We start from the raw sequence: 15,623 nt of genomic DNA, 5'->3' as shown, positions 1-15,623 counted from the left end.
TTCTCCTTTGAATCGTGGTGGGGTCGAACGGAAACTCAGTACGGAAACTCAGTACGAAAAGCGGTCAGGCGGGAATACGGGGCTCGGCGGCGGGCACGAACGAGTCGGCCAGGAAGCTCTCGGCCGGCAGGCCGCCGCGGGCGGTGAGCAGGTCGTGGGCGTCGGTGGTCATCGCTTCGCTGCCGCAGGCGTACGTGCGGTGGCCGGTCAGCTCCGGGTGGTCGGCCAGCGCGGTGTGCTGGACGTGGCCGGTGGCGCCGGACCAGCCCTTCCCCGGGCAGGAAAGCACCGGTGTGTAGTCGAACCAGCTGTGCCGGGCCGCCCAGCGCTCCGGGAGCTCGGCCAGGTAGAGGTCCTCCTCCGTGCGCGCGCCCCAGTAGAGGTGGACGGGCCGGGTGCTGCGGCGGGCAATCAGGTCGAGCACGATCGACTGGATCGGCGCGAAGCCGGTGCCCGTGGCGAGCAGCAGAATGGGTCCGGCGCCGTCGTCGAGCACGAACTCGCCGAACGGCGTTTCGACGTCGAGCGTGTCGCCGGGTTGCAGCGCCCCCACCGTGTGCTCGGAGAACCGCCCGCCCGGTTCGGTGCGGACGTGCAGCTGCACCGCGTCGTTGTGGTGCGGCGGGTTCGCGAGCGAGTACGGCCGCGGTTCGTCGTCCGGCAGCTGCACTTCCAGGAACTGCCCGGCGCGAAACGGCGCGCGCCGCCCGATCGGGAACCGCAGGTCGAGGACGGTGACGCGCGGCGCGGGCCGGCGGATGCGGTGCACCACCGTGGTGAGCTTCTTGCGCCGCGGCGGCTCGCTGCGTTCGATGCGGCGCGGCCGGACCACGACCGGGCCTTGCGGTTCGGCGCGGCAGAGCAGCACGCCGTCGGCCGGCCCCGTCAGCTCACCACGGCCGCGCACCACGACCGAACCCGCGACGAGCGAGCCGGTGCACGACGTGCAGACCCCCTTTCGGCACGAGTACGGGATCGCCCAGCCCGCGTTCTCGGCGGCTTCGAGCACGGTTTGCCCGTCGTCGCACGGGATCTCGACGTCCGTGTCCGCCACGGTGATCATGCGGTGGTCTCCTTCGTTCGTCCGAACAGGCCCAGCGCGCGGACCACGGCCGTCGGGTCGGCAATACCGCGCCCGGCGATGTCGAACGCCGTGCCGTGGCCGACGCTGCAGAACGGCACGCCGGCGCCCACGGTCAACGCGGTCGAGGTGCGGCCGGCGAGCAGCTTGACCGGGATGTGGCCCTGGTCGTGGTACAGCGCGACGAACCCGTCGTGGCCCGGCGTGGTGAGCGCCACGTCGGCGCCGGTCGGGCCGACGGCGCCGATGCCTTGCGCGACAAGGGAAGCCACGGCCGGCGCGGTGACGCGCTCGTCGTCGGTGCCGAACAGGCCGCCTTCGCCCGCGTGCGGGTTGATGCCGAAGACGCCGATGCGCGGGACGGCGACGCCGAACGTCCGAAGGGCTTCCCACAACGCCTTTCCGGCCGCGGTGACGAGCTCCGGCGTGAGGCGGGCGAGGGCGTCGGCGAGGCGTTCGTGCAGGGTCGCGTGCACGATGTTCAGGCCACCGCCCGACAGCAGCAGAAAAACGCGGTCCTCGGGCACGCCGGTGAGCTGCGCGATCAGTGGCGGGTAACCGCGAAAAGGAATTCCGGCGGCGTGCACGGCCGTCTCCGAATGCGGGCAGGCGACCACGCCGCGGTAGCCGCCGCCGAGGGCGAGCGTGACGGCGGTGCTGACGTACCGGATCGTCGCCGCGCCCGCCTCGGCGCTGAGCACGCCGGGCCGGAACTCGTCCGGCGGCAGGTGGCGTGCGTCCACGACGTCGAGCACGCCGTCCTCCGCCGGGGCACCCGGCGCGTGCTCACGCAGCCGGAAACCCTTCGCCGCGGCCAGATCCGCGAGCACGTGCCGGTCTCCCACCAGCACCGGTCGGTCCTCGGCCTGCGTGGCGGCCGCGACCGCGATCTCGGGCCCGATGCCGTTGGGGTCACCGATGGCCAGCAGCACCCGGCTCACAGCGGCAGCGCCAGGAGCGTGTCGATCTCCTTGCTGTCGCACACGACCACGCGTTCGCGCAGCAGAGCCCGATCGCCTTCGACGCGGTAGCGGTCGACATAACGACCGCTGGCGAACAGGTCGGTCGGGCCGCCGCCGGTCACGCGCAGCACGAAGAACGGCGTCTCGCTCTCGACGTCACCACCGGACTCGGTGAGGATCGCGGGCTGGCCGAGCATGTGGCGGTACACGTGCGGCTCGTAGATGTTGGCTTCCTTCAGCGCCGACACGCGGTCGGTCAGCATGCCGCGGGTGTCGGCCCAGATCAGGCCGGCGGGCAGGCCGCGGGCGTAGTTGTCGGCCGTGGTCACGCGGTAGTGGCAGTCTTCGGTGAAGAACGTGGGCCAGTCTTCGAGCGGCCCGTCGTCGATGCAGCGGGCGTAGTGCGCCTGGGCGCGGGCGATGGCGACCTGGTTGTCCATCAGGCACGCACCACCCGGGTGCGTTCGTGCTTGCCGATCTCGGGCAACGGCGCGTCGTCGTCGGGCACGAAACCCATCGACTCGCGGTAGGCCAGCCAGAACCCCCGGACCGACGCTTCCGTGACCCGGCTTTCGCTCGATTCCGCGGTGTCGCCACCCATCTGCAGGGTCGCGTACTCGTCGGACGCGCCGGCGATGCCGCGCTGCACGAAGCCGCCGATGCCACCGTCCTCCATGGACACGTAGCCGGCGGGACCGACCAGGTTGGACTGTTTCATCCGGACCAGCCGCTGCTCCTCGGTGTCGGACTCGAAGCCGAGGTAGGTCCAGTTGAGCAGCGTGTCATCAGTGCCGCGCGGGAGAATCTGACGCACGGCCACGGAGTTCTGGATCTGCTGCAGCACGAACCCCGGGTAGACCGAGAGAATCTGCAGTGTCACGTCGTCGCCGACCTCGCTGAACCCCTGCAGCAGCGACGGGTCGGCCAGGCGGTACTCGGACTCGGACCGGATGTTCTGATCGCGGTACTCGCTGGTCTCGGTGGCGCTGCGGTCAATCGCCGAGTAGCTCACGTGGTGACCACCGGACTCGTCGACGATGATCGCACCCTTCTGCGAGAGCCGGTTGATGCCGAACGTCGTGAAGAACAGGTGCAGGATGCTCGCGTGGTAGGAGTCGCGGACGTTCTCCGCGTACAGCTTCCAGTTGTTCGGCAGCCGCTGCGCGAACCGGCCGAGCACCACGGGCTTGCGGCCGCCGAGCACGCGGTCGATGCGGTCGAGGATCTCCTCGCCGAGGTATTCCTCGATGTCGGGCAGGTCGTTGGACAACGTGCCGAACACCAGCCCGTGGACCACGGCGATGCGTAGCTTGCGCGGCCCGTGGTCGGCCAGGCAGAAGTTCGGCGGCATCCCGCCCTTGCCGCCCACGCCTTCGGCGAACGCGACAGCCGTGAGGTCGCCCTGCAGGTTGTAGGTCCAGGCGTGATAGACGCAGGTGAAGTCGCGGGCCTTGCCGTGGTCGGCCATCGCGATCAGCGCGCCGCGGTGGGCGCAGCGGTTTTCGAACGCGTACACCTCGCCGTCGACGTCGCGCGTCACCAGCACCGGCTGCTCGCCGATGAAGGTCGCGCAGAAGTCGCCGGGCTCAGCCAGCTCGGCCTCGAGGCACAGGTAGCTCCAGTGCGGGCCGTGGAAGATCCGGTCCTGCTCGGCGCGGTACACCGCCTCGTCCTGGAAGACCCAGTACGGCACCCGGGTCAGCGACCGCGGCCAGCTGCGGTCGGGTGCGCGGCCCGCAGTGGTCCCCGTGAGGCGATCCATCGTCGGTTCCTCCTCGCCTGGGGTGCCGCTCGACAGCTCGCGGCACCCCTGATATTGTTCGAATAACGAACGCAGTTTCACTTGCCGAACACATTGAAGGCAGGCGAGAGCCTGCCGTCAAGACCCATCTCCCGGGAGAGTCGTGCCCGCAGCCGAAGGAATGGCCGGTTTGGCCAAGGGATTGGCGATCCTGGAACTGTTCGGAGAGGCGACGCCGAAGCTCGCGATCAGCGACGCGGCGCGCCTCACCGGCCTCAACCGCGCCGTGGCCCGCCGCTGCCTGCTCACGCTCGTCGACCTCGGGTACCTCACCCACGACGGCAAGCACTTCCTGCCCACCCCGCGCCTGTTGCGCCTGGGCGACGCGTACGTCGAGTCGACGGCGCTGCCGCAGCTCGCGCAGCCACATCTGGCGGCGGTGCGCGAGCACGTGCAGGAGTCGGCATCGCTGGCGGTGCTGCAGAACGACGAGGCGCTGTTCATCGCGCGCAGCGAGGTGAAGCGGATCGTCAACACCGGCGTGCGCATCGGCGCGAGCGTGCCGGCGTACACGTCGGCGACCGGGCACGTGCTCCTGTCCGCACTGTCCACGGAGGACTTGACGGCCTACCTCGAGCGCACCGAATTCCACCCCAGAACCCCGAAAACGCCGGTGACCGCCGCCGAGATCCGCCGGCGGGTGGACCTCGTGCGCGCCGACGGCGCGGCGTTCACCGACGAGGAGCTGGAGTACGGCCTGCGCTCGCTCGGCGTGCCCGTGCTCGACTCGCGCGGCCGCACCGTCGCCGCGATGTCGGTGAGTGCCACCGCCGGCCGCATCTCGATGGCCCAGCTGCGCGACGAGTTCCTGCCGGTGCTGCGCGACCAGGCGGAGCAGCTGGGCCGCAAGCTGTAGCAGTGGCTCAGCGTATCGGCCCACTCTCACCCTGAAGTCGAGATTTTGCGAGCCATTGCAGTAAAGTTTCAGCCATGACGCGTCGACTTGCCGAAGTGGCCCGACAGGTGGGGGTCAGCGAAGCCACGGTCAGCCGGGTGCTCAACGGCCGGCCCGGGGTTTCCGCGAGTACCCGGGCCGCCGTTCTCACCGCGCTGGACGTGATGGGCTACGAACGCCCCACCCAGCTGCGCGGGGAACGGGCCCGCCTGGTGGGGCTCGTGCTGCCCGAGCTGCAGAACCCGATCTTCCCCGCGCTGGCCGAGATCATGGGCAACGCGCTGGCTCAGCAGGGGTTCACGCCCGTGCTGTGCACGCGCACCGCCGGCGGGGTGTCCGAAGCCGAGTACGTGGAGCTGCTCCTGCAGCAGCAGGTGTCCGGGGTGGTGTTCGCCGGTGGGCTGTTCGCCCAGGCCGACGCCGTGCACACCCACTACCACCACCTCGTGGAACGCAAGCTGCCGACGGTGCTGATCAACGCCGCCGTCGACCACCTCGGGCTGCCGCAGGTCTCGTGCGACGACGCGGTGGCCGTGGAGCAGGTCGTGGGGCATCTGAGCTCCCTCGGCCACGAGAAGATCAGCCTGGTCCTGGGCCCGGCCGACCACGTGCCGTCGCAGCGCAAGCTCGCGGCTTTCCGCTCGTACGCGGCGAAACTCGGCCTGCCCGTGCTCGACGAGCTGGTGGAGCACGGCATGTTCTCCATCGAGGGCGGGCACGCCGCGGCCGCGCGCCTCTACCCGCGCGGGGCCACCGCCGTGCTGTGCGCGAGCGACCTGCTGGCACTCGGCGCGATCCGCGCCGCGCGCCGGCAAGGACTGTCGGTACCGGAGGACATCTCGGTGGTCGGCTACGACGACTCCGCGCTCATGAACTGCACCGATCCGCCGCTCACGACCACGCGCCAGCCGATCGAGGCGATGGGCCGCGCGGTGGTGGAGCTGCTCGTGAAGCGGATCAACGGCGGCGAGGTCGCGGCCGAGGAGCTGCTGTTCGCCCCCGAACTCGTGGTGAGGGGGTCGACCGCGCGGTATCGGGGATGATCACGTTCTGTTCGTAACTTGCAAATCCTCGTCGGGTTATTGCGGCGTTCTGGTCTCACACTTTAGAGTGACGGCCATCACGACACAGCCGTCGCGACCGCGAAAAGAGGCTTGAGATGAGCAGTCCCTGGTCCCGAGCAGCGAGGTCCAGCCGCACCCCCAGAACCGTGATCGCCCTGCTCACCGCGGGCGGCCTGGCTGTGAGCCTCGCCGCCTGCGGCTCCGGCTCCGAGGGCGGAGATGCCGGCGGAAAGGTCCAGATCACCGTCACCGGGCAGCCGCCGACCACGCAGCCGTTCGAGCGCAAGGTGTTCGACGCCGACGTCGCCGAGTTCGAGGCTTCGCACCCGGACATCGACATCGTGCCCCACGAGGGGTTCATGGACCCCAAGACGTTCTCGGCCAAGCTCGCCGGCGGCCAGCTCGAAGACGTGTACTACGTGTACTTCACCGACCCGGCGCAGATCATCGCCCGCCACCAGGCCGCCGACATCACGGAAGCGGCGAAGAGCGTGCCGCATGTGAACGACATCCAGCCGCAACTCCTGGACAACTTCCGGGACGCGAGCGGCAAGCTTTACGGCCTCCCGACGGCGAACTACACCATGGGGCTCGTCTACAACCGCAAGCTGTTCCAGCAGGCCGGGCTCGACCCGGACAAGCCGCCCGCGACCTGGGACGAGGTGCGGGCCGACGCGAAGCAGATCTCCGCGCTGGGCAACGGGGTCGTCGGCTACGCCGACTACAGCAAGAACAACCAGGGCGGCTGGCACATGACGGGCTGGCTGTACTCGATGGGCGGCGACATCGCCCGTAAGGAAGGCGACAAGTGGGTCGCCGACTTCGACAACGACAAGGGCCGTGCCGCGCTGAACTACCTGCACGCCATGCGCTGGGACGACAACTCCATGGGCAGCAAACAGCTGCTGCAGGACGTCGACGTGCAGCGCATGATGGGCGCCGGCCAGCTCGGCATGTACATGGCCGCGCCGGACAACGTGCCGGTGCTGGTGAAGCAGTTCAACGGCAAGTACGAGGACTACGGCATCGCCGGCATGCCCGGCACGAAGGGCACCCTCCTTGGCGGCGAGGGATACATGATCAACCCGAAGGCGTCGGCCGCGAAGATCAAGGCCGGCCTCGAGTGGATCCAGTGGAAATACCTCAATCCCGACCGCTTCGACAAGCACGTGAAGCAGTACGTCGACGGCAAGCAGCCCGTGGGCCTGCCCACCGAGCCGACGCCCGACATCTGGCAGGGCGCGGTGCGCGACCAGCAGCTGGCCGTGAAGAAGAAGTACGCCAACGTGCCCGCGGAGAACTACCAGTCCTACGTGGACGCCGCGGACAAGATCAAGGGCAGCATCGAGCCGCCGAACGCGCAGCAGATCTACGCCGCGCTCGACAGCGTGATGCAGGCCGTGCTCACCGACCGCAACGCGAACATCGACCAGCTGCTCGGCTCGGCGCAGTCGAAGGTCAACAGTGTCCTCGCCCAGGTCAGGTAACGTGCTCGACTGGCCCGCGGTCACCCCGCGGGCCGGTCGGCCTGCCGCCTCGGCCGCCGAACGCCGGCGCGCCCGGCTCAAGCGGCGCCTGCGCGAGAACCTCACCGCGTACACGCTGTTGTGCGCCGCGCTCGTGGTGTTCGCGATGTTCTCCTGGTACCCCATCGTGCGCGGGGTGCTGCTGAGCTTCCAGCAGGTCGACTTCGTGAACCCGCCGACGTGGGTCGGGTTCGACAACTTCGCGCGCCTGTTCGCCGACCCGCTGTTCGGGGTCGCGTGGCGCAACACGTTGCTGTTCACCGGGTTCGCGCTCGTCTTCGGGTTCCTCGTTCCGTTCCTGGCGGCCGTGCTGCTCAACGAGCTGCGCCACGCGCGGGCGTACTTCCGGCTCGCGGTCTACCTGCCGGTGATGCTCCCGCCGGTGGTCACCGCGCTGATGTGGAAGTGGTTCTACGACCCGGGTCCCGGGCTGTTCAACTCGGCGCTGAACGCGGTCGGCCTGCCCGGTCTGCAATGGCTCGACTCTTCGACGACCGCGATGCTGTCGCTGGTGTTCGTGTCCACCTGGGCCAACATGGGTAGCACCACGCTGATCTACCTGGCGGCGCTGCAGACGATCCCGGGTGAGCTGTACGAGGCCGCGGAGCTCGACGGCGCCGGGATGTGGCGGAGGCTGCGGCACGTGACCTTCCCGCAGACGCGGTTCGTGCTGCTGGTGCTGCTGCTGTTGCAGATCGTCGCGACGATGCAGGTGTTCACCGAGCCGTACGTGATGACCGGCGGTGGCCCGGACGACTCGACCGTGACCGTGCTCCTGCTGCTGTACCGCTACGCCTTCGTCTACAACGACTTCGGCTCGGCCAGCGCGATGAGCCTGCTGCTGTTCGTGGCGCTGGGCGTGTTCTCGGCGATGTACGTGCGTCTCACGAGGAGGGTGGAATGACAGCCGCACGGACGCTGGTCTCGCCTTCGCAACTGCGTACACCGGGCGGAAAAACCGTCTACGTGATCGTGTTCGTGTGCACGTTCGCCTTGTTCACCTTGGCGTTCCTGTTTCCGTTGTACTGGGCGGTGACGGGGGCGATGAAGTCACCGGCGGAGCTGGCGGCGACTCCGGCGACGATCGTGCCGCACGAGTGGCATCCGGAGTCGTTTTCCGAGGCCTGGGACCAAATGGACCTCGGAAAGTACTTCCTCAACACGGTGGTCGTGGCGGGCGGCGCGTGGCTGGTGCAGCTGGCGGTGGACGTGCCGGCGGCGTTCGCGCTGTCGAAGCTGCGGCCCAAGTTCGGCAACGTCGTTCTGGGACTGATGCTCGCCACGCTCATGCTGCCGGCCGCGGCATTGCTGGTGCCGACGTACGTGACGGTGACGGACTTGCCGCTGCTGCACTTGAACCTCATCAACTCACCCGCCGCGATCTGGCTGCCCGCGGCGGCCAACGCGTTCAACATCTATCTGCTGAAACGGTTCTTCGACCAGATCCCGGACGAGCTCATCGAAGCCGCGCGCCTCGACGGCGCCGGTCCGGTGCGAACATTGTGGACGATCATCCTGCCCATCTCGCGGCCGATCCTCGCCGTGGTCTCGATCCTCACGATCGTGGCCGCGTGGAAGGACTTCATCTGGCCGTTGCTGATGTTCCCGGACACCGGCAGGCAGACGCTGAGCGTAATGCTGCAGCGGGTGGCCATCGACATGCCACTGAACCTGCTGGTGGCGGGGATGGTGCTGGCGAGCGTGCCGATGATCGTGTTGTTCCTCGTGTTCCAGCGGCAGATCCTCGCCGGCCTCACGGCCGGTTCGATCAAGGGCTGACACACCGACTGTGTACACAAACGACGCTGGGAGGACTACGCAGTGACCGAACTGTCTTCGGCTTGGTGGCGCAGCGCGGCCATCTACCAGGTCTACATCCGCAGCTTCGCCGACGGAAACGGCGACGGCATCGGCGACCTCGCCGGCGTCCGGTCCAAACTGGACCACCTGGCGGAGCTGGGTGTGGACGCCATCTGGTTCACGCCGTGGTACCCGTCGCCCATGGACGACGGCGGCTACGACGTGGCCGACTTCCGTGACATCGAACCGCTTTTCGGCACCCTCGCCGAGGCCGAGGCGCTCATTGCCGAAGCGCACGAGCGCGGCATCCGCGTGATCATCGACATCGTGCCGAACCACTGCTCCGACGAGCACCGGTGGTTCCAGGCGGCACTCGCCGCCGGGCCGGGATCGGTCGAGCGCGAGCGGTTCTGGTTCCGCCCGGGCCGCGGCGCCGACGGCTCGGAGCCGCCGAACAACTGGAAGTCTCGCTTCGGCGGGCCCGCGTGGACCCGCGTCGAGGACGGGGAGTGGTACCTGCACCTGTACAGCTCGCGCCAACCCGACTTCAACTGGGACAACGCCGACATCCGCGCGGAGTTCGAGGACGTGCTGCGGTTCTGGTTCGACCGCGGCGTCGACGGCTTCCGCATCGACGTCGCCGACGGGCTCATGAAGGACCCCGCGCTGCCCGACGTCGAGGACGGGGACGAGACACCGTTCTCCGACCAGGAGGGGCTGCACGAGATCTACCGGTCGTGGCGCAAGATCGCCGATTCCTACGCGGGCGAACGCGTGCTCGTCGGCGAGATGTGGCTGCCCGACATGTCCCGCGCCGCGCGCTACCTGCGCCACGACGAGCTGCACTCGGCGTTCAACTTCGACTTCCTGGTGTGCCCGTGGGACGTCTCGCGCTTCCGCGACGTCATCTCGCGCACGCTGCGGGCCCACGACGAGGTCGGCGCGCCCGCGGCGTGGGTGCTGTCCAACCACGACGTGACGCGGCACGTCACGCGGTACGGCCGCTCCGGCGACACGGGTTTCTCGTTCGCGGATCGGCTGCACGGCTCGCCGGTTTCGCTCGCCCTGGGCACCCGCCGAGCGCGGGCGGCGGCGCTGCTGACTTTGGCGCTGCCCGGCGGCGTGTACGTGTACCAGGGCGAAGAGCTGGGGTTGTGGGAGGTCGAGGACCTCCCTTCGGAGCTGCGGCAGGACCCGGTGTGGGCGCGGACCGACGGCGCGGACCCGGGCCGGGACGGGTGCCGGGTGCCGCTGCCGTGGTCGGGTCCTGCCGCACCGTTCGGCTTCGGCACGGGGACGCCGTGGCTGCCGCAGCCGTCATCGTGGGCCGAATACACGGCTTCCGCGGAGGCCGCGGACCCGGCGTCGATGCTGTCGTTGTACCGCGACGGCCTGCGGATCCGCACGGAGCAGGCGGCGCTCGGCGCGGGTGCGCTGGAGTGGCTTCCGCTCGGTGACGGCGTGCTGGCGTTCACACGGGAGCCGGGGTTCACGTTCGTGCTGAACTTCTCCGCCGCGGCGGTTCCGTTGCCGGCCGGGGAGATTTTGCTGGCGAGCGGTCCGGTCACGACGGAGATTCCGACGGACACTGCCGTGTGGCTACGGTCCTGACCGGCGGTGGAGGGCGTCACGGGGGCGCCCTCCACCGCCGTCAGCCGGGACCGGTCCCCATCGAGCATGGCTAACGTCCGTGCTGTGATCGACAAACGCATCCCGACAGTGGCGCTCGGCTTGCTGGTCCTCGCCGGGTGCTCGGCCTCGCCGACCTCGGCCCCTCCGCTCACGACCGCCGCTCAGCTCGACAGCATCTGCGCGGATGTCGGCGCCAAGGTCGGCCCGCTGCCGTCGCTGAAGGACCTGGACGACGCGACCCACATCGTGCCCATGCTCGACACGCAGCTCGCCGCGGCCCAGGACGCCCAGCGGCGCCTGGGCAGCGTGCTGGCCGCCGCGGCCGACCGCTCGCGGTACTCGGACTTCCAGGCCAAGTGGGCCGCGGCCGCGACCACCCTGGGCAAACTCCGCGACACGTGGCACGACCCGTACGTGGATAGCCCGGGCCTTCCGGAATCCGCTCACTCGGACAGCGCCGCGGCCCTCTCCGTCTACGCCGCCGAAACCGACGCCCGCCGCGACACCACCGCACTCCGCGACGCCGCGACCCGCGCCGAGCTCTCCCCCTGCGCCACCATCGCGTGGCACACGGACACCTGATCGTCGCGGGTCGCCGGAGATTTTTCCGGCGCCGGTGTCGATCGGCGTCGAGCGGATTCGTAGGCAGGGTGAGGGGCCGCCCGGCCCCGAACCTCACGCAAGGAGCACACCATGACCGCCACCTACACCTTCGACGTCTTCTCCAGCCTCGACGGCTACGGCTCCCACACCGGCGACTGGGGTGGCTACTGGGGCAAGCAGGGCCCGGAGCTGCTGGCGCGCCGCCTCGAGCTGTACGGCGAGGGGCAGCGGATGGTGTTCGGGAAGACCACGTTCACGGACAACGCGGAGATGTTCGCCGAGTTCGGCGTGGAGAACCTCGACCCCTGGGTCGCCCGGATGCGGAAGCTGCCGGCCACCGTCATCTCCACCACCCTGCGCGGCCCCTTGGACTGGCCCGACGCGACCGTGGCTGCCGGCGACGCCCTCGACGTCGTCGCGCGCCTCAAGAAGGAGTCCGACGCCCCGCTGCGCTCGCACGGCAGCCTGGCGATGAACCGCGCCCTGATGGCCGCCGGCCTGGTCGACCGCGTGCAGCTCACGGTCTTCCCCGTGCTCACCGGCCGCACCGGCGCCGCCCGCATCTTCGAGGGGGCCGAGGACTTCGACCTGGAGCTCCTCGAAAGCCGCACCTTGGACGGCCACACGCAGGAACTGATCTACCGGCCCACGCGGCATCCGTGAGCGGACTCAGGCGATCAGCTTGTTCGTGCGCGGGCGGCGCGAAGGCGTTCGAACGCTTTCGGCCGCCCGATCGCGTCGAGGCGGCCGGCGATCGCGCGGGCGCAGTCAGCCGCCGTGCGGGCAGTGGTGTCCACGACGAGGTCGTTGTCCCGGTGGGAGTAGATCAGCGTCTGCGAGGCGGCGAGTCCGTGCGGCCGGTCACCGCGCGAGCGCTCCCGCCGGGCGAGTTCCTCCAGCGCGCAGTGGACGTCGACCAGGGTGACGTCGTAGCCGTCGAGGACGACGAGGAGGTCGTCGAGGCGCCACGGCTCGCTGAGCAGGTAGTCCATGACCACGTCGTTCCCCGTGGACGCGAGGGCTGCGACGGCGCGGTGGTAACCCCGCCGGGTTCGTCGCAGCATCTCCTGCACTCCGGCGTCGTCGAGCGCACGGGTGTAGCGCGTCGACCGCATCCCGTTGATCCCGTCGACGGGGACGTGGAACCAGGGATCGGGCAGGACCGCGAGCAGTGCCTGCCCGATGCTCGACTTCCCCGAGCTCGACGGGCCGTTGAGGAGAATGACCCGGCCACGCGCCTCTGTCTCCATGATCGAACTGTAGTCAACGGCGCCGATCGATCTCCCGACCGACCAGGCCTCAGGCAGTCAGCTTCAGCACATCCACCCCACGCACGTTGTCTGCCACATACACGTACCCGTCGTGCCAGTACGGCGCCCACGAGCTCGCGTCCGCCGGGCGGAAGTAGGCGATCTGGCGCGGGTTGGTCGGGTCGCTGACGTCGAGGAAGCGCGTGCCCTGGGAGTAGAAGGACTGGACGAGCACGTGGTCGCGCAGGTCGAAGTAGTGGGCGGAGCAGTCGTCGGAGGCGGGGTCGCTGCCTTCCTGGCCCGCGACGCTCCAGGTGCCGATGCTCTGCAGCCGGAAGGGGTCCGTCGCGGTCGAACGCCAGCCTTCGCCGTGGTACGAACCGGCCAGGGACGAGATGGTGAGCACGCCGTCGCCCGCGCAGCCGTCGAGGAAGTTCTCCTCGGTGGCGTACACGAGGTCGTGGCCGCGCCAAGCGCCGGCGTCGCGGGGGCCGACCGGGTGGAAGCTGTTGTGCAGCAACTTCGACGGCGCGGCGGTCTCGTCGACGCCGCCCCCGGCGTACGGGATGGGCTCCAGCGCGGTGGCGCGATGCACGCCGCCGCGGACGGGGTCGCGGTGCAGGCCGCTGGTCCAGTAGCCGCGGACGCCGCCGCGGCCCGACACCCACGCGACGCCCGCGGAGTCGACCTGGACGTCGTGGACGTAGTCGGTCTGGCCGTCGTTGCGGGCGAGCTCGATGGGGTCGGGGTGCACGACAGGGTGGCGCGGGTCGCGCACGTCGGTGACCCAGATCGGGCGCCCGCCCCAGTCGGCCGGCTGGTCGTCGGCCTTCGCAGGGCCGCCGGTCCACAGGTAGCGGCAGCCGTCGACGCAGCTGGTGGTGTGGCCGGCGGGCACGCGCACGTAGCTGAGGATCGTGGGCTTCTCCGGGCGCGAGACGTCGACGACGTAGATGCCCGATTCGCCGGTGTGCGTGTTGCCCTCGAACGCGCGCGGGTCGCGCGAGAGGAACACCAGCTTGCGCTGTGCGTCGACCTCCGTGTCCTCGGTCTCCCACAGGCCGGGCAGGCTGAGCTGCCCGACCGCCTTCGGTGCGGCGGGGTTGCGGGTGAGGTCGTAGACCTTGAGGCCGAACTCGCCGGACACCACCATCACGTCGCGGTGGCCGTAGGACAGGAAGTTGGCGGAGATCGCGCCCGCCGCGTCGGGCACGTTGCCGACGGCGCGCACGCCCTTGACCGCGCCGGGATCACCGGCGGTGTGTTTGGCCTGCACCGCGGGCTTGTCGTCCTCGCCGCACGCGGCCGCGGGCAGCTCGGTCGCGATCAGCGTCGCGGCGACAGTGGTCAGGGCCAAGCAAGATCGAACCCACCAGCGGCGCACACGAACCTCCCAGAACGCCCAGCGTGACCGTTGCACTCTAAGACGGTGACCAACCGGACACAACCGCCTTTCGTCTCTTTCCAACTGGTATTAAGACACCATGCGCCTGCCCACCCTGCTCGCCGCCGCAGTGGTGGCGTTGTCCGCGCTCGCCGGCTGTTCGTCCGACGAGCCGGCGCGCCCGGGCGTCGTCACGGTCGGGCTGCAGGAACCGGGCACGCTGCTGCCCGCCGACGTCGACGACCAGGCCGGGCGCTTCGTCACGGGCGCGCTCTGGACGCCGCTCGCCGACTACGACCCGGCCACGGGCAAGCTCACCCCGCGCGCCGCCGCGTCGATCACGAGCACCGACCGCGTGACGTGGACCGTGAAGCTGCGCCCTGGCCTGAAGTTCCACGACGGCACCCCGGTCACCGCGAAGTCCTATGTGGACACGTGGCGGGCCATCGCCGGCGAGAACTGGGAGGTCACACCGGTGCTGACGAAGTCGTTGCGGGCCAAGCAGATCACGGCCCCCGACGCGGCGACGATCCGGCTCGTGCTCGGCCGTCCGAGCAGCCAGGTGCCGGCGTGGCTCTCGGCGCCGGGGCTCGTGCCGATGCCCGCCTCCGTGCTCGCTTCGCACGACTGGAACGGCTTCGCCCGCCACCCCGTCGGCGACGGCCCCTTCCGCCTCGCCGACGACTGGGCCCCCGGCACCGGCGGCACGCTCCTGCGCATCGCCCCGGCCGGCGAGCTGGCGACCGAGGTCGACCTGCGCGTGGGTGACCCGGTGGAGCAGTACGACGCCGTGCGCGACGGCTCGCTCGACCTCGTCACCTCCGTCCCCGGCGAACGCCACGAAGCCATGCACACCGACTTCGCCGACCGCCACACCACCTGGCCCCTGCCCGAGGCCGGCTACCTCGTCTTCCCCACGACCGACCCCCGCTTCGCCGACGCCGCCGTGCGCCACGCCTTCGCCCTGGCCGTCGACCGCTCAGCACTGGAGGCCGGGCCCCTCGCCCACCAGGTCGACCCGGCCCACGCCCTCCTGCCACCCTCCGACGCCCCCGGCGAACGCACCGGCACCTGCCGCCCCTGCTCCTTCGACGCGGCCGCCGCCAAGTCACTGCTGGGCCAGTCCGGCTTCACCGGCCCCACCACGGTGTACTTCGACCCCGCCGCGGGCCAGTGGACGCGCCCGCTCGCCGTCGGCTTGACCACGGCACTGGGGGTTCCGGTGACCGCCGCCCAACGGCCGACCGAGCAAGCGACCGGTCCGTCTACTGTGGACTTGAATCTCGCCTCGGCCAGCCCTGCGGACTTGCTGTCGGCCCTGGCTTCCGCCTCGGGCTACTCGGACGCCGGCTTCGAGCAGGACCTCGCGGCCGCGGAGTCCGCGGCCACCGCCGCGGAAGCCGGGCAGCTGTACCGGGTCGCCGAGAACCAGCTGCTGCGCGACCTCCCGGTGGCTCCTTTGTGGACGGGCCACGGGCACGCCGTGTGGTCGCCCCGCCTGCACGACGTCACGGCGGCGGCGTTCTCGGGTATCGACCTGGCCGGGCTTTCTGTCTGATCACCGTTTCGCGAGCCGCGCGGGAACCTCGACAAATCAGCGCGCAGGTGGCACACGCCCCTCGAAA

General features: G+C 70.1%; 15 protein-coding genes. 9 read left to right on the top strand and 6 right to left on the bottom strand.

Annotated elements, in window-relative coordinates; genetic code table 11:
* Positions 1-64: 64 nt before the first annotated feature.
* The 4 genes from AB0383_RS30920 to AB0383_RS30905 are packed head-to-tail and all read right to left on the bottom strand — an operon-like array spanning position 65 to position 3,805.
* Positions 65-1,063: a 2Fe-2S iron-sulfur cluster-binding protein gene (locus tag AB0383_RS30920; RefSeq protein ID WP_364178871.1), complete on the bottom strand. Its 999-nt coding sequence runs from the start codon at positions 1,061-1,063 to the stop codon at positions 65-67.
* On the bottom strand, positions 1,060-2,022 hold the full coding sequence (locus AB0383_RS30915) for a 4-hydroxythreonine-4-phosphate dehydrogenase PdxA (RefSeq protein ID WP_366189226.1): 963 nt from the start codon (positions 2,020-2,022) through the stop codon (positions 1,060-1,062). The genes AB0383_RS30920 and AB0383_RS30915 overlap by 4 nt, the downstream gene beginning before the upstream one ends.
* Complete coding sequence (locus AB0383_RS30910; RefSeq protein ID WP_364178867.1) at positions 2,019-2,483, bottom strand: aromatic-ring-hydroxylating dioxygenase subunit beta; 465 nt, start codon at positions 2,481-2,483, stop codon at positions 2,019-2,021. The genes AB0383_RS30915 and AB0383_RS30910 overlap by 4 nt, the downstream gene beginning before the upstream one ends.
* Positions 2,483-3,805: an aromatic ring-hydroxylating dioxygenase subunit alpha gene (locus AB0383_RS30905; RefSeq protein WP_364178865.1), complete on the bottom strand. Its 1,323-nt coding sequence runs from the start codon at positions 3,803-3,805 to the stop codon at positions 2,483-2,485. The genes AB0383_RS30910 and AB0383_RS30905 overlap by 1 nt, the downstream gene beginning before the upstream one ends.
* A 142-nt stretch (positions 3,806-3,947) precedes the next feature.
* Here AB0383_RS30905 and AB0383_RS30900 point away from each other — a divergent pair, with 142 nt between their 5' ends.
* The 8 genes from AB0383_RS30900 (at position 3,948) to AB0383_RS30865 (ending at position 12,027) form a co-directional block, all read left to right on the top strand.
* Complete coding sequence (locus AB0383_RS30900; RefSeq protein WP_364178862.1) at positions 3,948-4,700, top strand: IclR family transcriptional regulator C-terminal domain-containing protein; 753 nt, start codon at positions 3,948-3,950, stop codon at positions 4,698-4,700.
* Between the two features lie 74 nt (positions 4,701-4,774).
* The gene (locus AB0383_RS30895; RefSeq protein ID WP_364178859.1) at positions 4,775-5,782 is read left to right on the top strand and encodes a LacI family DNA-binding transcriptional regulator; all 1,008 of its coding nucleotides are present in this window, start codon (positions 4,775-4,777) and stop codon (positions 5,780-5,782) included.
* A 116-nt stretch (positions 5,783-5,898) separates the two neighbouring features.
* Entirely contained in the window at positions 5,899-7,290 is a 1,392-nt protein-coding gene (locus AB0383_RS30890) for an extracellular solute-binding protein (RefSeq protein ID WP_366189225.1), read from the top strand.
* Entirely contained in the window at positions 7,268-8,233 is a 966-nt protein-coding gene (locus tag AB0383_RS30885; protein WP_364178853.1) for a sugar ABC transporter permease, read from the top strand. The genes AB0383_RS30890 and AB0383_RS30885 overlap by 23 nt, the downstream gene beginning before the upstream one ends.
* Positions 8,230-9,108, top strand: coding sequence for a carbohydrate ABC transporter permease (locus tag AB0383_RS30880; protein ID WP_364178850.1), 879 nt, complete (start codon positions 8,230-8,232; stop codon positions 9,106-9,108). The genes AB0383_RS30885 and AB0383_RS30880 overlap by 4 nt, the downstream gene beginning before the upstream one ends.
* Positions 9,109-9,150: 42 nt before the next feature.
* The gene (locus AB0383_RS30875) at positions 9,151-10,740 is read left to right on the top strand and encodes a glycoside hydrolase family 13 protein (protein ID WP_366189224.1); all 1,590 of its coding nucleotides are present in this window, start codon (positions 9,151-9,153) and stop codon (positions 10,738-10,740) included.
* 84 nt (positions 10,741-10,824) lie between these two features.
* The gene (locus AB0383_RS30870; protein WP_364178846.1) at positions 10,825-11,343 is read left to right on the top strand and encodes a hypothetical protein; all 519 of its coding nucleotides are present in this window, start codon (positions 10,825-10,827) and stop codon (positions 11,341-11,343) included.
* 111 nt (positions 11,344-11,454) lie between these two features.
* Positions 11,455-12,027, top strand: coding sequence for a dihydrofolate reductase family protein (locus AB0383_RS30865; protein ID WP_364178844.1), 573 nt, complete (start codon positions 11,455-11,457; stop codon positions 12,025-12,027).
* Positions 12,028-12,041: 14 nt separating this feature from the next.
* Here AB0383_RS30865 and AB0383_RS30860 read toward each other — a convergent pair whose 3' ends face one another.
* Together AB0383_RS30860 and AB0383_RS30855 are read right to left on the bottom strand one after the other, a co-directional pair.
* Positions 12,042-12,614, bottom strand: a complete 573-nt coding sequence (locus tag AB0383_RS30860; protein ID WP_366189223.1) for an AAA family ATPase — start codon at positions 12,612-12,614, stop codon at positions 12,042-12,044.
* A 49-nt stretch (positions 12,615-12,663) separates the two neighbouring features.
* Entirely contained in the window at positions 12,664-13,965 is a 1,302-nt protein-coding gene (locus tag AB0383_RS30855; protein ID WP_366189240.1) for a hypothetical protein, read from the bottom strand.
* A gap of 133 nt (positions 13,966-14,098) precedes the next feature.
* Here AB0383_RS30855 and AB0383_RS30850 point away from each other — a divergent pair, with 133 nt between their 5' ends.
* Positions 14,099-15,556: an ABC transporter substrate-binding protein gene (locus AB0383_RS30850; RefSeq protein ID WP_364178840.1), complete on the top strand. Its 1,458-nt coding sequence runs from the start codon at positions 14,099-14,101 to the stop codon at positions 15,554-15,556.
* The last annotated feature ends 67 nt before the right edge of the window (positions 15,557-15,623 follow it).

It is taken from the genome of Amycolatopsis sp. NPDC051373 (assembly GCF_040689465.1).
Lineage (GTDB): Bacteria > Actinomycetota > Actinomycetes > Mycobacteriales > Pseudonocardiaceae > Amycolatopsis.
Note: the sequence above shows the minus strand (reverse complement) of the source record. Positions and strands in the feature narration are given on the sequence as shown.